The organism is Ignavibacteriota bacterium (genome assembly GCA_016716225.1).
In the GTDB taxonomy this organism is placed as follows: Bacteria; Bacteroidota; Ignavibacteria; order Ignavibacteriales; family Melioribacteraceae.
Genome location: JADJWT010000001.1, coordinates 431,409 through 452,025, shown reverse-complemented (window position 1 = coordinate 452,025; position 20,617 = coordinate 431,409). Strand labels below are relative to the sequence as shown.

Sequence of the window (20,617 nt, the reverse complement as noted above, 5' to 3'; positions counted from 1 at the left end):
CCTAAAAAACTACATTAATAGCTAGTTGATTTCACTCGTTTTCGAGATTACATTTGTATTGAAATAAAACCAGACAAAGAGGCTTATTATGATAAACTTAACTAAACTATTTTGCGTTTTACCCTCTTTATGTTTCAACATTTTTACATTTTTTCTTTTCACTTTTTACTTGTCCTTTGCACAAGACGGCTCCTTAGACATAACTTTTGGAACTGATGGAGTTGTTAAAACCTCTGTTGGCACAACTAAGACGGATTGCGAAAGTATGGCAATACAATCGGATGGGAAAATCCTAGTTGCGGGATATTATTTTGGACCAAATTTAGATTTTGTATTAATTCGTTATAATCCAGATGGAACAATAGATAACACATTCGATAATGATGGCGTAGTTACAGTAACAAGTGATTCAGGTATAGTTGTGCCAAAAAGTATAGCATTGCAGTCTGATGGTAAGATTGTGGTTGCTGGATATATTTCAGGGTCTACAGATTCAAGTGGTTTTCTAATATTAAGATTTAATGAAAATGGTTCTTTAGATAATACATTCGATAATGATGGAATTGTTTTGACCTCAATTGGATCAAATAACGATGTCGGAACAAATGTTGCAATACAATCAGATGGAAAAATAGTGGTTGCCGGTTACTCCAGAAATAGTTTTGGGAAATATGTATTCACTGTAATTCGATATAACACAAATGGGACGCTAGACAATAGTTTTGATTCAGACGGCATTGTTACTACAGCAATAGGTATAATTGGAGATTATCCTCACAGTATGGCAATACAATCAAATGGTAAAATTATTATTTGCGGAAGATCTAACTATAATTTATATGGATCTTCAGTATTTGCTATGGTTAGATATAATACAAACGGAACATTAGATAATACATTTGATGGTGATGGTATTGTAACAACTCAACAGGGTGAGTTGATATATTGTCATGAAATAAAAGTGCAATCAAATGGAAAAATTTTAATATCTGGTTCTAAGAATCAAGATTTTGCTCTCTTTAGATTTAATGCAAATGGAACATTGGACAACACTTTTGATTCAGATGGAATTGTTACAACCGATTTGGGAAGCAATGATGGTGGAAATAGTCTTGCAATTCAATTAGATGGAAAAATTCTAGTAGGTGGAGTTTCAAATAATGATTTTGCTGTTGTTCGCTATAATACAAATGGAATATTGGATAACACTTTTGATTCAGATGGTATTATTATAAATGATATGGGTGGATCAACTTTTGAAATGGCTAATAGTATTGGAATTCAATCAGATGGAAAAATAATACTTGCTGGAAATACTGATGATGAATTTGCTTTAGTTAGATTTGGTTTTGGCCCGCTTAACGGATCTTATGATATTGGATCTGGTGGCGATTACACAACAATAAGTGATGCAGTGTATGATCTGTATTTTAAAGGAATAGCCGGTACAGTAAAGTTTACTGTTCTGGATGGTACATACAATGAACAATTTAACTTTGATGGCAATATTGTAGGAAGCAATTCAACTAATAATATACTCTTCGATGCTGGACCAAACGTTATAGTAAATTACTCAGCTTCAAGTAGTTTAGATAATTATGTTTTAAAATTTAATTCAGCTAAATACCTAACATTTAATAATTTTAACTTTTCGGCTGGAGGAACTTCTTTCGCAACAGTCGTAAAATTGGAAAATGATTGTAGTGACTTAGAGTTTAACGGTAACACTTTCAACAGTTATAACATTCCAAATTCTGGTGTTATTAATGAATTAGAACAGAGCAATTTTATTTGTATTGATAATAGCGAGATGAATAATATCTCGCTAGTTAATAATAGTATCAATTATGGATCCTATGGTATTCATCTGGATTTAAATAATAATAATTTATCTAACAATATTCTAATCGATGGCAATTCAGTAACAAATAGTTATTATGATAATATTGTATTAAAAAATTCAACAGCACCACAAATTAAAAACAATACATTATCTACAAATTGGTCCTTTGCATTAACACTTTTTAACTGTTTAGACAATTTTATAATATCTGAAAATAAAATTATTGGAGGAAGACTTCATTTAAATGCGTGCGATGGAAGTTCAGTAAATAGAGGAGTAATTAAAAATAATTTTATTGCATCAAACTATAACGGTATAAATCTACTAAATTCCAGCAATGTTGATATTTATTTTAACAGCGTAAATTTATTTGGTACTGTAAATACAACGACATTTGCATTAGGCTACCAAGCTACTTCAGGCGGAATAATTGAGAACGTAAATGTTAGGAATAATATTTTTAATAATTTCAAGAGTGGTTATGTTGTTTCTTGGATTGAAACTGGAACAATTAACAATGTAACAAGTAATTACAATATTCTTAATACAAATGGAACCAGTTTTGCAAACTTAAACAATATAGAATATTCTTCAACCTTTTCAAAATATAAGACTGATTTTAGTTTAGATACCAATTCATACAATGCAATAGTTACTTTCATATCAGATACTGATCTTCATATTGTAAGTGTTTCTCAACCGACTTTCGGAATTTCAATTGCCGGAATAACGACCGATATTGATGGAAATACTAGAAATGATCCTCCTTTTATTGGTGCAGATGAATTTAATTATGGCGGAGTTTTTGCAAGTCTTAAAGTCTTTTTAGAAGGTCCATATATTTCAAATAATATGAATTATGGATTAACACTTCCATCTACTTCACCATATGATGGTTCAGCAGCTTTAACAACTCCAACAAATGCTGTTGATTGGGTTCTAGTAGAATTGCGGGACAAAAATGATGAAACAAATATTATTGAATCAAAGTCTGCATATTTGCTTAATGATGGAAGAATAGTAAATATTCAAAATGGTGGAGTGATGCATTTTGACTCTCCATCAAATCAGTATTTTATTTCAGTTAAACATAGAAATCATTTAAGTGTAATGAGTGCATCAGCAATAAGTTTGTAAAGAAAGTAATTTTAGGAATGGCTACGGCTTTAATTTAAGTTGGGCGGGAATCTCATGAGAATCAACTAGGTTTGATTATACCCGGAAAGCCATTCCGTTTTTAGATGCCGGATCGAGTCCGGCATGACAATAAGAATTTGTCATTCCTACGAAAGTGGGAATCCAGAAAAACTTTTAGATTCTCGAACTGCCTCGGTAGTCAAGTAAAAACATTCAGGAATGACTGATGGCAACTATACTCATTTCTTATTTTAACTTTTTTAACGTTTCAACATCTCTTCGTTTTTACATTTAACTTTTCACTTTTGACTTTTCACTTCCTTGAAAAACTACATTAATAGCTAGTTGATTTGATTTTGTTCAATTTTTATTTTGCTTGCAAAATTTAATCAGATAATGAGGATTATTATGAACAACTTAACAAAACTTCACAACGTTTTTACATTTTGTCTTTTTACTTTTGCCTTCTCACATTTAATTTTATTGCAAGCTCAAGAAATTAAAACAATTTCTAAAGATTCAACCCAAACTGCAAATATCAAATTTCCAAATGCACCAACTGCAACCGGTGATAAAGTTGAAGTAAAAAATTCAACCGGTAATTCTTTACTTACAATTACCGATGAAGGAAGTAATAAAGGATCAATTACTTTACCTTCAATGACATCACCACCATCTTTAACAACAAATAAGTTGTATAATGTAGACGGCACACTAAAATTTAATGGCTTGTCTCTTGGCGGCGGAAGTGGGGCAACTTCTATTAATGAGTTATCTGATGCATATTATAGTCCAATATCAAGAAGTTTATTTTTAGGAAATGGCACTGGAAATAATGAAGGGCCTGATTCAATTCTATTTAATATAGGAATAGGTAAGGATGCACTTCAAACTATTTATGATGGAAAATGGAATGTGGCAATTGGGTATGAAGCATTGCAATCAAATACTCAAAACCAAAATATTGCAATTGGACACCAGGCTTCAAAACTTGGTGTAAATGGACTTTATAATACAATTGTAGGTTCAAGAGCTAATTATTACAATGTGAATGGTGTAAAAAACACAATGATTGGTTGGAGAGCTGGAGAAGGTACTCTAGGAAGTGATTATTCCGGAAATGTTTTTATTGGCGCAGAAGCAGGTGCAAATGAAACGAGCGACAATAAATTATTTATAGAAAATACAAATTCATCTTCTCCACTTATTTGGGGTGATTTTACAGATGGCAGTGAACTAGTAAAAATTAATGGTAATTTTCATGTTAACGGTAACTTTAACATTCAAGGAAATAATAACAATGGTATTGGTCTAAATACGCTTATATCAAACACAACTGGGAACTTTAATACTGCAATTGGACATGGAGCATTGTATAGCAATACAACAGGATCTGGAAATGTAGTAATTGGTTTTCAGTCTAATTTTTTTAACCAAGAAGGAAATTACAACACAATTATTGGAAACCAAGCTGGAAGAAATACAATTGCACACAATAAAACCGGTAATGTTTTTTTAGGTTATCAAGCTGGTTATAATGAAACAGGTGATAATAAGCTATACATAGAAAATTCTAATTCATCTTCCCCGCTAATTTGGGGAGATTTTGCAACTGATGATGTTAAAATAAACGGTAATTTGGAAATTACCGATAATACGAAAACGTCAAAAATTCAGATAACTAACGGAGCACTGAATGGTTATGTATTAACCTCAGATGCATCAGGAAATGGGACATGGGCACAACCTACTACTGCAAAAATAAATGATTTAAGTGATGCTATAACTGATGTTGGAAGTGCCGAAGGAAGTATTTTTCTTGGAGAAGGCGCAGGAGTTAATGATGATGGAGGTTTAACTGATGGAATAAAAAACTTTAATACAGGAATAGGGATATCATCACTTGCTTTAAATACTAGTGGATATGGAAATACAGCAATTGGATGGTTTTCGTTACATGATAATCAATTTGGAAGAAATAATACAGCAATAGGTGCAAGTGCCCTACAAGCTAATTATAGCGGATTAAACAATACAGCTAATGGAGTAGCGGCACTATACAACAATCAATCAGGCCTTGAAAACACGGGTATTGGTTATCAAACTCTTTATTATAACACCACGGGAAATTATAATACTGCTGTAGGGACTAGAGCTAATCAGTTAAATCAAACTGGGTCTGAAAATACAGTTATTGGTTATGAAGCTGGAAAAGGTATTACAACATACAGTGCAAGTAGAAATGTTTATATAGGATTTAAGACTGGCTATCAAGCAACTGGTGATAGCAACGTGTTTATTGGACATGGGGTTGGACAACTTATAACTGATAATAGTAAGCTTTATATTGATAATACATCTACTTACACTCCATTAATTTGGGGAGATTTTGTTAAAAATAGAGTTGTAATAAATGGAAATGGCGGGTATGGTAATACGGGATATGAGTTGTTCGTAAACGGAGATGCTGGAGGTAATTCTCCATGGAATAATTTAAGTGATAAAAGACTTAAAAAAGAAATTTCAACTATAACTGATGCATTAGATAAAGTAAAAAAATTACGCGGTGTAAATTATAAATGGAAAAATAATAAAGAGTTCTCAGAAAAATTACAAGTGGGATTTATTGCTCAAGAAGTTAATGAAATTATCCCAGAAGTCGTTGACAATAGTGGTGAATATTTCACTATGCAATACGCTTCTCTAACTGCACTATTGGTAGAAGCTATAAAAGAGCAAGAAAAGATAATTGAGAAGTTAGTAAAACAAGATGAAGAACTCAGAAAACAGAATTCTTTAACAAGTATTAAGAATTTTGACTTAGAAAAACGACTAAGCAAAATAGAAAGTGTGCTAGATGGTCAAAAATTCACGCAAATAAATAAATAAATATTTTTAGGAATGGCTACACCCTATGTTCCCCCACATAGGGCGGGCGGGAATCTCATGGGAATCAAATTTATTTGATTGTTTCCGGAAAGCCATTCCAGTTTATAAGTTATTTGTAGAACAGACTTTCCAGTCTGTTCTTTTAATAAACACAGACAAGAGTGTCTGTGCTACAAAAACTAGTTTTTTTATCGAATGATCTTCCCTTTTTATTTTTTATTTTTTTTTACTCAATCCGGAATTCTCTTCCAAATCACAATAATTTGTTATTGAATTATTTATTATTTCCTTTTAATTTCAATGAATTATTACATCAATTATTCAACAATTTCATGAAGAATGTTTTTATAATATTTTTAGTTCTTGTTTTTAATTCAGCAGAATTCAATTCTCAAATTAAAATACACAAAACATTTTCCGTAAGAAATGGTTTGGTTGATAATGAAGTAAGAAATATTTTTCAAGATTCTAAAGGTTATTTGTGGTTTGCAACTAATAATGGAGTAAGCAGATGGGATGGAAATAATTTTTATAATCTAACTAAATTTGATGGACTTACATCATCCGCAGTTTTTGATATCACCGAAGGAAATGATGGTACAATTTATTTTGCAAATTTTGGTGTTTACGGAATCACAACTTTTAATGATGGAAAAATTGATACAATTCTAAATACTCCAAATAATAAAGTCGATTTTGTTTCCGTAATTCATGCAAACAAAGATGGTTCTTTAATCTTAGGAGCTTCACAAGGAATTTACCTTTTCAAGAATAATGTTTTATTAAATCTCAATGAGATGAACAATATTCCGGCATCTCCAATTCATAAAAAATTAATTTCTGATGAAAATTTAATTTACTTTGCATCAAGCAACGGAATTTTAGAATATTCTAATAATCAATTAAAAAGTATTGTAAATGAAAAGCATGTAAATGATCCTTTCTTTTCGGCAATTGGGAAAAATAAAAATGGGGAATTGTATTTTGGAGGTTCTGGAAAACTTTATTCTTTCAACAATGGAGAAATTAAAAGTTTTGTTCCAAATAAGAAAATTTTAAATATTGATCTGAATGATATTTATTTCTCAAAAATTTCTGATGTTGGATATTTTTCAACTGATCTTGGTTTGGGAATTCTATCCCAAGGAAAAATAGAATTATTAACTACACAGAACGGATTGACTTTCAATCGTGGTTGGGTTGTTTATGAAAGCAATCTTGGAGATTTATTTGTTTCAAACGGATTAGACGGTTTCCAAATTTATGAACCAAATAAAATTGAAAATTACAATTCACAAAATGGTTTACCGGATAACAATGTTTTTAATTTTTTTCAAGCAAATAACGGAATAAAATTTATAAATACTTATGGCGGATTATTAGTTGAAAACAATATATCATCAAAAATTTATGAAACTCCGGAATTTCAAAATTACAATATCCGACTTTCATTCATAGAAAGTAAGAACGGTAATATTTATATTGGTTCGCGACTCGGAATAGACATTTTCAAAAACAATAAAATTCAATCATTAATAAAATTTAAAGGAACAATTGATGTTCATTCAGAAGGTAGTAATTATGTTTTTGCTTTAGCCGAAACTAAAAATGGAGAAATATTCGCCGGAACTTATAAAGGAGTTTATAAAATAACTAATGACGAAATTAAGCTTATTACAAAAAGTGACGGATTAAAAAGTAATTATGTGCAGGCAGTAATTTCAACTAAAAATAACTCTATAATTTTTGGATATCATAATTCTGGTATTGATATTTATTCAAATGGAAATTTTAAAAATTTCTCAATGCTAAATGGACTTTCTGATAATAGCATTCTCGATTTATATGAAACCCAAAATGGTAAAATTTTAATTGCAACACAAAACGGTGGATTAAATATTTTTAATAATAATAAAATAGAAATCTTTAAAACAAAAAACGGCTTGTTAAGTAATGAAATTAGAGCTGTTGCCGAAGATGAATTTGGAAATATTTATCTAACATCACCAAAAGGTTTTAATATTTTAACATTTTCAGAAAATAATTATCTAATTAGATCGTTTAATGAAGAAGATGGTTTAATTGGTAATGATTGCAATGTAGGAGCTTTATTTGTTGATGAAAATAATAATGTTTTCATTGGCACAAAAAACGGATTGAGCAAATACAATCCAAACTTTGATAAATTAAATAAAATACCTCCACCGGTCTATATTAATGGGGTTGAAATTTTTAATCAACCGCAAAACTTAAAAAAGTTTAAACAAGATCCTCAATTGAATTATGATCAAAATTATTTAAAATTTTCTTATGTGGGAATTAACCTTTCTGCACCGCATAAAATAATTTATAAATACAAACTTAGCGGTGTTGATATTGATTGGGTAGAAAGTAATGTAAATAGTGTTCAATATACAAGCTTAGATGATGGAAATTATATATTTGAAGTTAAAGCAAAGAATGAATGGGGTTACTGGAGTGAACCAACTCAATTGTCATTTGTTATAAATCCCGCTTGGTGGGAAACTTGGTGGTTTTATTCTTTAAGTTTTATTGCAATCGGTTCACTGATTGCGTTTATTTCTTCATACAGATATCGACATCTATTAGCAATTGAAAAAATGAGATCAAAAATTTCTGCTGATCTTCACGATAGCGTTGGTTCTGGTTTATCTGAAATTTCAATTCTGACGGAATTACTTAAATATCAAGTGCCGGAAGAAAAACAAGAATTAAAATCCGGCCTCGGAAATGTAAGCACAATTTCCAGAACTTTAGTAGAAAGTATGGGAGATATTGTATGGCTTGTAAACCCGAAGAAAGATTCACTCAAGGATTTATTTAAACGACTTCAGCTTTCATATCATGAAGTTTTAAAACATACCGATACTGATTTATTTGTTGAAAATTTAGATGAATTGGAAAACATAAAACTCCCAATGAATTTTAGACAGCATCTTTATTTAATATTTAAAGAAGCAATTAATAATGCTATAAAATATAGTGATGCTGATTTGCTAACTTTAAATATAAAAACCGCAGGAAATTTATTAACAGTAACATTTTCCGATAATGGAAAAGGTTTTGATTTAAATCAAGAAAAATTGGGAAATGGTTTATTAAATATGCAAAACCGTGCAAAAGAAATTGGCGGAAAAATTGAATATTTTTCTGAAGTGAATAATGGTACTAAAATAATTTTTACGGGAAAATTTAATAAGCAAAGATTAAGTTTTATATGATAACAACTGTAATTGTAGAAGACGTTGAATTTGTAAGAAATGGAATTGCTGCCATTATAAATGGAACTGAAGGTTTTAAATGTTTAGCTGCATTCGAAGATTGTGAATCAATGTTAGCTGAAATAGAAAAACTTGCACCTGATGTTCTAATAACTGATATTGGTTTACCTGGAATGTCTGGTATTGAAGGAATGCGAGAAGTAAAAAAAAATCTTCCGAATCAAACAATTATTGTGCTTACCGTTCACGAAGAAAACGAAAATATATTTGAAGCAATAATGGCAGGCGCATCCGGTTATTTGCCAAAAAAAACACCTCCATCAGAATTAATTAAAGCAATTAAAGAAGCTTCAGAAGGCGGATCACCTATGAATTCCGAAATTGCAGGAAAAGTAATTAAATTGTTAAGAAATATTGCACCGCAAAAAGAAGTTGAAGAAACAATAAACCTTACCGATAGAGAATATGAAATACTAAATAGTATTTCACAAGGTTTTGGATATAAAAGAATTGCATCAAATCTATTTATCTCAATTGAAACAGTCAGATATCATATTAAAAATATTTATAAAAAACTCCATGTCTGCTCTCAATCAGAAGCCGTAGCCACAGCAATTAAAAGAGGACTGATTTAAAGCAGTAATCAGAATTCAGTAAACAGCATTCAGTATAATTAAGGATTTGTCATTCTGAATTCATTTCAGAATCTCTATGCTGAAACAAGTTCAGTATTACAAACAAAAGAGCTGTCATTCCGGGTTTGATCCGGAATCCAGAAGTCTTAATAGATATCCGATAAAAACATTCGGGAATGACAAGATGAAAAAGATTGCTTCGTCATTACATTCCTCGCAATTACAAAAGCTAATTACTAGCCATTCTGAACAGATTGAAGAATCTAATTATCTCACTTTCTCCTACCGATTTCGGTAGTAAAAACATTCTTTTCAATCGAATATCGAAACATTTCTACTGCTATCGGTAGTAGACAAATCAGCTTTCTAAAATTATTTTACATACCATAAAAAGACAAGTAATCAGAATTTAGACAAAATAATCATTGAGGGAAATATGAAATCAAATAAATTGAATACTTTTTTAATTTTCTTTTGCCTTTTTACTTTTGCTTTTTCACAAATCCACGCTCAAGAATCAAAAAAAGTAGCTGATGAAAAGAAAAATTCAGCCGTATCAAAAATTGAAAAACCTATAGAAACGCAAGCTGTTGAAGGTGATGTAATTTTTTCAGATGGAACAAACCAATTGTTAAGAATTACAGATGAAGGAACTTCTGGAGCAATTCAATTTACTGACGGCGTACCATCAAATACCACCAACAAGTTATATAGAAGCGGAACAAATCTGTATTTTGGTAACGCTAATTTAAATGGTGGCGGTGGAACTATAGATTCACTCGATCAGCTTTCTGATGCCAAAACTGATGCCTTTAGTATTTTTCTGGGTAAGGGATCAGGTATTTCTGATGATGGCGGGGTCTCAATTGGTTTTACTTCAAACTTTAATACTGCTTTAGGATATCATTCTCTTTTTTCAAATACAACAGGAATCGAAAATGTTGCGATAGGTATTCTTTCACTTAATTCAAATTCGACTGGCTGGCAAAATTCAGCAATTGGTAAACGAGCTTTAACTTTTAATACAACAGGTTATTTAAATACTGCCACTGGAGCAAATTCCTTGGCGGATAATATTACTGGTAATTCTAATAGTGCTTATGGTGCTGGTGCGCTTAATGATAATACTGCTGGTAATGATAATACGGGTATTGGAAATTCTTCTCTTGGTTCAAATAATGGAAATTTTAATACTGCAACTGGCTCTGCATCACTACATCATAATACTACTGGAAACAAAAATGTTGGAATAGGTTATTATTCAAATTTTTATAATCAGACTGGTTCAAAAAATACAATTGTTGGAAATGAAGCAGGAAGTGGAACAGCATTTCATAATAAATCTGGGAATATATTTTTAGGTTATAAAGCGGGATATTTTGAAACAGGGAATAATAAACTTTATATAAATAATGATAGTTCATCTTTTCCATTAATTTGGGGAGATTTTACAGACGGAAGTGAATTAGTTAAAATAAACGGTGATTTTCATGTTACCGGAAATATTACTTCCGATGGAACATCTGTTATAGTATCCGCTATAAATGATTTAACTGATGCAAAGACTGATGGAACAAGTGTTTTTCTTGGATATGGCACCGGTAATTTAGATGATGGAAGTAATAATCAAAATACTGCAATTGGTATAGCAGCATTGAATGTAAATTCTTCTGGGGCATATAATACAGCATTGGGTTACAATTCATTAAAAACAAATCAAACCGGAAATAATAACATAGGAATAGGTGTTGGGAGTATATATTCCAATATCAGCGGACATGATAATATATCTATTGGAAATTCTTCCTTATCTTCAAATACTGCTGGACATTCTAATGTTTCTATTGGTAGTTCTTCACTTTATTCTAATTCGGGGAACCAAAATACTGCAGTAGGTTTTGAAGCTGCAAGAAACAATGTTGTTAACGGAACTACTGCAATAGGTCATAATGCAATGTATGCAAATACTACAGGAACTGGAAATACTGCAACCGGTTATAATGCCCTTAAATTAAACACAACAGGCGTTGGGAATACAGCAAATGGTTATGAGGCTTTAACTTCATTAACATTAGGCAATTTTAACACTGCTATTGGTCATCAAACATTAAATAGCGGCTCTTTTATAGCAAATAATACAGCTGTTGGTTACAACGCACTTAACCAATCAAATGGTGAACAAAATACTGCTGTTGGATCAAAAGCTTTAGAAACTAATGGTGGAAGTTATAATTCCGCCTTTGGTGCTTCTTCATTACTTTCCATAACCGGCAGTTACAACTCAGCTTTCGGAAGCGGGACATTTGTTACTATGAATGGTGACAGTAATTCAGCTTTTGGATATCAAGCAGGTCAAGTTTTCTCGGGTAATCAGAATATTGCAATTGGTAGTGGTTCACTTGGAAATGGGACTGGAAATTTTAATCTTGGTATTGGTAATAGTTCAGGAAATTACATAAATGGCTCTAAAAATATTTTTATTGGTCATGAAGCAGGTTATCATGGAATTTCAAATTATTATCAAAATGGTTCTATTTTTATTGGTTATCAAGCCGGTAAAAATGAGCTTACAGATAATAAATTAGTTATTGATAATTCGGGAACATCTGATCCTTTAATTTACGGTGATTTTACAGATGGAAGTGAAAATGTAAAAATTAACGGTAATTTTAGAGTTAATGGCAAAGCTGTATTGGGTTCTACTGCAAGTGCAAACGGAACTAATTCTTTTGCAATTGGTTCAAACGTTAATGCAGCCGGAAATGGAACAATATTTTTGGGAGATAATTCAGCCAGCACTGTTCAAGATGCAAATACAGACAATAGATTGGCTGCAAGATTTGCAAATGGTTATCGCTTCTACACAAACTCGGCACTCACTAGCGGTGCTTTAATGAACGCAGGTGATAACGGGTGGAGTTCAATTTCGGATTCTACTAAAAAGGAAAACTTTAAGTCAGTCAATGGAGAGGAATTCTTGGGAAAAATCTCCAAATTTAAACTCACTTCATGGAATTATAAAACTCAAGATTCCAAAACTCACAGACACTATGGACCAATGGCACAAGATTTTTATTCTGCTTTTGGTAATGACGGAATTGGGACAATTGGAACCGATACAACAATTTCAGCAACAGATTTTGATGGAATTAACTTTATTGCAATACAAGCATTAGAGAAAAGGACTAAAGAGCAAGAAGTTAGGATTATGGAATTGGAAAAACAAAATCAAGAATTGGCAAAACTAAACTCTGAGTACAAATCTGATATTGAACAAATAAAAAATGCACTTAATCAAGTAATTGCAAATAAAAACGAAATTAAGATGACAGTTAAATAAAAATTAAATGTTCTTTAATCCTCAATGTCCGCCTTGCATAGCTAATTAAAAAATTAGTTGAGCAAGGCGTTTTAATACATAACAGTTCAATTATATTTAAATAAAGCTTATGTAAATACTACCAGAATCAGTAGTAGACAAAACAGCTTTTGAAAATTATTTTACAACCATAAAAAGACTTGTAATCGGAATTTAGACAAAATAATCGTTGAGGGAAATATGAAATCAAAAAAATTGAATACCTTTTTAATTTTCTTTTGCCTTTTCACTTTTACCTTTTCACATTTACTTGCTCAAGAGATAAAAAAGAATAATGAAAAAACTCCAGAAACATCTAAAGTTGAAAAACCTATAGAAACACAAGATGTGGAAGGAGATGTGGTTTTTAAAGATGGTGATAATAACCAACTAATGAGAATTACAGATGAAGGAACTTCAGCATCAATACAATTTAAAGATGGAGTTCCAGCTCTAACCTCCAATAAACTTTATAGGAATGGTGACAGCCTTTTTTATGGTAATACAAATTTGAGCAGGACTGGAAGCAATTCAAAAATTGATTCACTTGATCAGTTAAGTGATGCTAAAACTGATGCAACAAGTATTTTTTTAGGTTTTGAATCCGGAATCAATGATGATGGAACCGCTAATCAAAACACTGCTATTGGAAAACATTCCATGAAACTAAATACATCAGGATACATGAATACTGCTGTAGGGTATAAAACATTGGAAAAAAATACAACAGGTGCATACAATTTAGCACTTGGCAATATTGTTCTTGCAAATAATATTGATGGTCATAATAATATTGCATGTGGTCACAGCGCAATGTTTCATAATTCAACAGGTGATCTTAACATTGCACTTGGCACAAGTTCACTGGCAAATAACATAAGTGGAAATAGTAATATCTCAATTGGAATAAATGCACTTTTCTACAATTTGACAACAAGTAATAATGTTGCAATTGGTTTTAACGCGCTATTCTCAAATATTGCAAATGGTAACACAGCAACTGGTTTTAGAGCAATGATTGATAATACTTCTGGATCAGGAAATACAGCAAATGGATATAATTCTTTGGAATCAAACATAGAAGGTGAGGGAAATACTGCAATTGGAAATGCTGCATTAAATTCTAATGTAAATGGAAATTTTAATACTGCAATAGGATATAGTTCAGGTCCAAGTCATATCACTCCAGATTTAAATAATACTACCGCAATAGGTTATTCTGCAATTCCAACTTCAAGTAATAATATTGTAATTGGTAATACTGCAATTACAAGTATTCAAGGACAAGTAGCGATGTCACTTTTATCTGATGGGAGATTTAAGAAAAATATTAAAGAAAATATTTCAGGTTTAGATTTTATTATGGGGCTTAGACCGGTAAGTTACACAATGGATTATAACTTAATTGCTGAAAAACTTGGTGAAAATAATAATATTGTAAAAACAAAGGAAAATGAAACTTATGGAATTGTCAGCTCAAAAAGTACAAAAGCAGAAATAAAAATAATTGAGGCAAGAAATAAAAAATCTGAAATGCGCCAAACAGGATTTATTGCTCAGGAAGTAGAAGTGTTGGTTAATAAACTTGGTATTGATTTCAGTGGTGTTGAAATACCTGAAAATGAAAAAAGTATGTACAGATTACGTTATACCGAATTTATAGTTCCTTTAGTTAAAGCAGTGCAGGAACAAGAAGAAGTCATTCAAAATTTAATTAAAAGAATAGAAGATTTAGAAAAAACAAGATAAAATTTAAAAATAAACTTTATTATTAATATTGTTTAAAACAAGAAAGCCTCGTAAATTATTAAATTACAAGGCTTTAGATGCGGGGCCGACGAGACTCGAACTCGCGACCTCCTGCGTGACAGGCAGGCGTTCTAACCAACTGAACTACGACCCCAATAAAAATAGTTGCCAAAAATAATACTTTTTATTCAAAAAGCAAAATTTTTATATTCTACTATAACAAATTAAAGATATTTCAAAAAAATTGTTATACTAATTTTGTTCCTTCTTAGAGCTAATTTTGTATTAGTAAGCTCCAAGCCATCTGATTACATTATGATCCATTTCTTCAACGCCAAAACTTGCGCCAACTTGCAATGCCGCATGAACACTTTGATTTTCGGAAGTAACAAGTTTTTGTCGTTTTATTGCATCTTCAATTTTTACACTTGTTATATCAGAACCTTTTAGAGCTACCATCATCCCAAATTTTTTGTTCATTGCTAAATTAATTGCATATGTTCCAAATCTTGTAGAAAGAATTCTATCAAAAGGTGTTGGACTTCCACCTCTTTGCAAATGTCCTAAAACCGTATATCGAGTTTCAATTTTTGTATTTTCAGCAATCATTTTTGAAACATGTTCGGCAATTCCACCAAGTTGAATTGGATCAGTACGTTTAATATCTTTTGCTTTAATTACCATTTCTTCATTCTGTGCTTTGGCACCTTCCGCAACGCAAACAATACTAAATCTTTTTCCCTGCATACTTCTTTGTTCAACTTTATCATAAATAACTTCCCAGCTGAACGGAAATTCCGGAAGTAAAATTATATCAGCACCGCCAGCTAATCCGCCATTTAATGCAATCCAACCGGCATATCGTCCCATAACTTCAATCACCATAACTCTATGATGAGTTGATGCGGTTGTGTGTAATCTATCTAAAGCTTCAGAAACAACATAAACTGCGGAATCATGTCCAAAAGTCTGATCTGTTGCCTCTAGATCATTATCAATAGTTTTAGGAACGCCAACAATGTTCATTCCCATTTCTGATAATTTTTTTGAGATGTGCATTGTGCCATCTCCGCCAATTGCAATTATCGCATCTAAATTCCATGCATCATAGTTTTTCATAGCTTTTTTAGATCGGTCTAAAATTTGAATTTCATCGCCGATATCTTCCGGCCAATGAAACGGGTCGCCCTTATTTGAACTTCCCAAAATACTTCCGCCTTGAGCCAAAATTCCAGAAACATCTTTATTATAAAGCTCAATAGCTTTTCCTTCAACCAATCCTTCAAAACCATCTTGAATGCCAAGAACTGTTAAGCCATGATCATGAGCCGGTTTTGCAACTCCGCGAATAACTGCATTTAATCCGGGACAATCACCACCACCTGTTAAAATTCCAATGCGTTTAATTTGATTTGACTTTGCCATTATTTACCTAATTAAATGAATTTAAATATAATTTTTTTTAAGTAATTTCTAAAATGTAAACTAATTCTCGAAAATTTTTTTTGTTGTTTTAAAATGAACTTTTGAGATTTTATTCAAAATTTGAATACCAAACTTTACTGTAATTATTTTTGCCGAATTTTCCACTTCGGTTGAAGCTCCTTTTAAAACCGGAATTCCTTCATGATTTTTTTTATTAAACCATTTATTCAATTCATTTCTTGCTAAAATTGATGCCGCTGCAACACCAACATATTTTTCCGCTTTTGGAATTTGCACAAAATTTACTTTTGCAAAATTATTTTTTAAGGAAATATTAATTGGAGTTTTACTAAACTGATCAATAATTACGGTCTCCGGTTGAAATGTTTCATATAAATTTTCTATAACTTTTGAATGTGCCCAATTAAGAATTTTATTTAAGTTTTTAAATTCATCATAAAGCTGATTATACTTTTCTGGATTTATTATAACGATTGAATAATTTTTGGGGAATTTGGATTTAATAATTTTAGCAATTTCATCAATTTTTGTATCAGCTAATTCTTTACTGTCCTTTACACCCAAATTTATTAAGAAATTTTGAATTTCTTCATTAACATAAAATCCCGCAATTATTAAGGGTCCAAAAAAATCACCTTTGCCGGTTTCATCAGTGCCAATATATTTATCAAAATTTTCTTCCGAATTATCTTGAAAATCCAGAGAAAAATTTCCATTTATTAAATTATTCAGTTCAGCAAATTCTTTAGAAGTATTATTCCCTTGTAGAATTGTTTTCAGTCCTTTTTTACCAAAATAAACTTGAATTTTTATTTTTTGTTTATTCTTAGCAACTTCAACTTCATAATTGTATTGCTTCAATTCAATTTTACTTGATTGATAATTTTCATTTTTTGCTAAATCGGAAAGCTCAGAAATTTTATTATATGCGGAAGTTTGAATTTTATTTTCAATCATTTTAAATTTGAATAAACATTAAAGTTATTGGCAAGATTACTAATAATTTGTATGATATAAATATAATTATTTATTATTATTTTAATAAATCATTATAGGCAATAAATAACTAAAAATGCTTTTAAATCAGCGAAAAATAAAATTTTTGACTTTTTTATTGATTCTCAGTTTCTTTTCACCAAGTGTAAAACTTCCACAAAATAATTTTAGTAAAAATGATGTTTATAAAGATTTGATGTTTGATAGATTATCAATAGAAAATGGACTTTCTCAAATTACCGTTCAAGCAATTTTGCAAGACAGCAAAGGATTTTTATGGTTTGGAACTGAAGACGGTTTAAATAGATATGACGGTTACAGTTTTATAGTATATAGAAATGATCCTTCCGATTTAAATTCAATTTCCGATAATTTTATTTGGTCAATATTTGAAGATTCTGATTCTAATTTGTGGATTGGAACCAATAGCGGAGGACTAAATCGTTATTCGTATGAATCCAATAATTTTGTTCATTATTTAAATGATCCAAAAAATTCAAATTCTATTTCTGAAAATAATATTCGCACAATTGTTCAATATAAATCAGGAAATTTAATTTTAGGCACAAACAGCAAAGGTTTAACGGAAATTAATTTTAGGAAAAATAAATTCAGCCAAATTTCACTGGCAAAAAATTCAGAAAAGGGAAATGATGCAAATGCAATTAGAGCATTGCATGTTGATAAAAATAATGTTTTGTGGATTGGAACAGAAGGCGGTGGACTTTTTGAATTTGATCAAAATAAAAATTTTATTAAAAATTATTTGAGCAATGGAAATATAAATTCTTTGAGCAGCAATACTGTTTGGGCAATAGCTTCTCTCGAAAATAATTTATGGATTGGAACTTATAACGGAGGATTAAATAAGTTTGATAAAATTTCAAAAAAGTTTACCCAAATAAATTTTGGAAAATCTTCTCCAAATTTGGTTAATAATAATATTACTGATTTAGTTTTTGATAATGCAAAAATGTTATGGATTTCAACCGAAGGCGGATTAAGTCTATTTGATGCAAACCAAAATCAATTTATAAATTATACACATGATTTATCTGATCTAAAAAGTTTAAGTAAAAATTTAACAAGAACAATTTTTATTGATAAAAGCAATCTGGTTTGGATTGGAACCGTCGGCGGCGGAATTAATAAAGTTAATATAAATAGAAAATTCAAACATTATAATCATAATCCCGCAGATGAAAAAAGTTTAAGTCATAGTATGATTAGAGCAATTTCCGAAGATTCTTTTGGAAATATTTGGATAGGAACTTTGGGAAAAGGTTTAAACAGATTTAACAAAGATGAAAATATTTTTCAGCATTTCGGAATTTCGCAAAAAAATAATTTAAACTTAAGCGAAGTTAATATTACATCAATTTTGGAAGATAAGTTTGGAAATTTATGGGTTGGTTCTTGGTCAAGTGGTTTGTACAAAATAAAATTTTCACCCAACTCCCAAAACACCAGAATGGAAAATGTTCAAGTTTACAGAAATAATCCAAATAATAAAAATTCAATAAGCAATGATATTATTCAATCAATTTTTCAAGATTCAAAAAAAAGATTATGGATTGGAACGGAAAACGGTTTAGATGTTTTTGATGAAAAGTTTAATAAAGTTTTTCATTTTACAAGTAATGATTCAATGCCCGTAAATATTAGCGATAACAGAATTCAATCAAAATGTATAATTGAAGACAGAAATGGAAATTTATGGATTGGAACTTGGCGAGGTTTGAATCAAATAATAATTCCAATGAAAAATAATTTTGATGATTTCTCAAATATTAAAATAAATAAATATCTAAATATTCCCGGCGATCTTAAAAGTTTGAGTGATAGCAGGGTAATTTCTTTGTTCGAAGATAAATTTCAAAATTCTAAAAACGAATTAATAATTTGGGCAGGAACAATTGGCGGCGGCTTAAATAAAATTATTCTAACTGAAAAGAATGGCAATCAAATTTTTGATGTAAAACATTTTACGGAAAAAGACGGATTGCCGAATAATGTTGTTTACGGAATTATTGGAGATGATGAAGGAAATCTTTGGTTAAGCACAAATAACGGAATTTCAAAATTCAATATTAAAACTGAAAAATTTAAAAATTATGATACACGCGATGGTTTGCAAAGCAATCAATTTTTTTGGGGAGCTTATCACAAAGCAAAAGATGGAACTTTTTATTTTGGAGGAATTAATGGAATTAATTCTTTTGTTCCAAGTCAGCTTATTGAAAATAATAACGAGCCGCCGGTATATATTACGAATTGCAATATTTTTCCAATCGATTTTCCCAATCAGCAGAAAATTATTAATATAAATTCTTTCAGCAAAAATAAAACAATTATACTTCCGTATAATCAATATAAAATTGATATTGAATTTGCATCTTTAGATTATATTACGCCAGAAAAAAATCTTTACATTTATTATTTAGAAAATTTTGATGAAAATCCTTCACTTCCGCAAAATGCAAATAAAGTAACATACACAAATGTTACAGATGGAAAGTATATTTTTCATGTAAAAGGCTCTAACAACGATGGAGTTTGGAGCAATAAGGATGCAACATTAACAATAGTAATTGAAACTCCATACTGGAAAACTTGGTGGTTTATTCTGATGATAGTTTCTTCATTGGCTGCATTGATAATTTATTTTGTTACAACTCAAGTAAGAAATCTCCTAGCGGTAGAAAGATTAAGAACAAAATTAGCTGCCGATCTGCATGATAATATAGGATCAAGTTTAACGGAGATTTCAATTTTAAGCGAAGTAATAAACACAAAACTAAAAAGTAAAGATGAAGATATTGTAAAAAATCTCAATAAAATCAGTTTGAAATCAAGATATCTTATTGATAAAATGAGCGATATTGTTTGGCTTGTAAATCCGCAGAGAGATTCTTTGTATGATTTAATTTTACGATTGCAAGATACCTATTCCGAATTATTAGCTGATACTTCAATTTCATTCAGATCAGAAAATCTAAAATCTCTTGAAAAAGTTTCATTAACAATGGAGCATAGACAACATTTATTTTTAATTTTTAAAGAAGCAATTAATAATTCGATTACACATAGCAATTGTTCAGAAATATTATTAAATGCAAAAGTTGAACGAAAAAAATTGGAAATGATTTTAACTGATAACGGAAATGGGTTTTCAACAAATACAAACAGTGAAAATTTAGGAAACGGGTTAACGAATATGCAGAAGAGAGCAAAAAAAATTGGAGGTAAATTATTAATAAATTCAGAAGTTGGTAAAGGAACAGTAGTTAAGTATATTGGTAATATTAGATAATTAAAAATT

General features: G+C 30.4%; 9 protein-coding genes and 1 tRNA gene. 7 read left to right on the top strand and 3 right to left on the bottom strand.

Annotated features, from left to right (window positions below; genetic code table 11):
• Positions 1-88 precede the first annotated feature (88 nt).
• From IPM32_01920 to IPM32_01895, 6 genes are all read left to right on the top strand, one after another.
• Positions 89-2,980: a hypothetical protein gene (locus IPM32_01920; GenBank protein MBK8944002.1), complete on the top strand. Its 2,892-nt coding sequence runs from the start codon at positions 89-91 to the stop codon at positions 2,978-2,980.
• A gap of 408 nt (positions 2,981-3,388) precedes the next feature.
• Entirely contained in the window at positions 3,389-5,869 is a 2,481-nt protein-coding gene (locus IPM32_01915; GenBank protein ID MBK8944001.1) for a tail fiber domain-containing protein, read from the top strand.
• Between the two features lie 332 nt (positions 5,870-6,201).
• On the top strand, positions 6,202-9,111 hold the full coding sequence (locus IPM32_01910) for a hypothetical protein (protein MBK8944000.1): 2,910 nt from the start codon (positions 6,202-6,204) through the stop codon (positions 9,109-9,111).
• A complete protein-coding gene (locus tag IPM32_01905) occupies positions 9,108-9,746 on the top strand; it encodes a response regulator transcription factor (GenBank protein MBK8943999.1) in 639 nt (212 codons plus the stop codon). Before IPM32_01910 ends, IPM32_01905 begins: the two co-directional genes overlap by 4 nt.
• A gap of 436 nt (positions 9,747-10,182) precedes the next feature.
• Positions 10,183-13,086: a tail fiber domain-containing protein gene (locus tag IPM32_01900; protein MBK8943998.1), complete on the top strand. Its 2,904-nt coding sequence runs from the start codon at positions 10,183-10,185 to the stop codon at positions 13,084-13,086.
• A gap of 219 nt (positions 13,087-13,305) precedes the next feature.
• Positions 13,306-14,853 (top strand): tail fiber domain-containing protein, encoded by a 1,548-nt coding sequence (locus IPM32_01895; GenBank protein ID MBK8943997.1) that lies wholly within the window; start codon positions 13,306-13,308, stop codon positions 14,851-14,853.
• Positions 14,854-14,933: 80 nt separating this feature from the next.
• Here IPM32_01895 and IPM32_01890 read toward each other — a convergent pair.
• From IPM32_01890 to rnhC, 3 genes are all read right to left on the bottom strand, one after another.
• Positions 14,934-15,007, bottom strand: a tRNA-Asp gene (locus IPM32_01890).
• A 131-nt stretch (positions 15,008-15,138) separates the two neighbouring features.
• Positions 15,139-16,278 (bottom strand): ATP-dependent 6-phosphofructokinase, encoded by a 1,140-nt coding sequence (locus IPM32_01885; GenBank protein ID MBK8943996.1) that lies wholly within the window; start codon positions 16,276-16,278, stop codon positions 15,139-15,141.
• Positions 16,279-16,338: 60 nt separating this feature from the next.
• Positions 16,339-17,256: a ribonuclease HIII gene (rnhC, locus tag IPM32_01880; GenBank protein MBK8943995.1), complete on the bottom strand. Its 918-nt coding sequence runs from the start codon at positions 17,254-17,256 to the stop codon at positions 16,339-16,341.
• Between the two features lie 157 nt (positions 17,257-17,413).
• On the opposite strand from rnhC, the gene IPM32_01875 reads away from it, so the two are divergent.
• A complete protein-coding gene (locus IPM32_01875; protein ID MBK8943994.1) occupies positions 17,414-20,608 on the top strand; it encodes a hypothetical protein in 3,195 nt (1,064 codons plus the stop codon).
• The last annotated feature ends 9 nt before the right edge of the window (positions 20,609-20,617 follow it).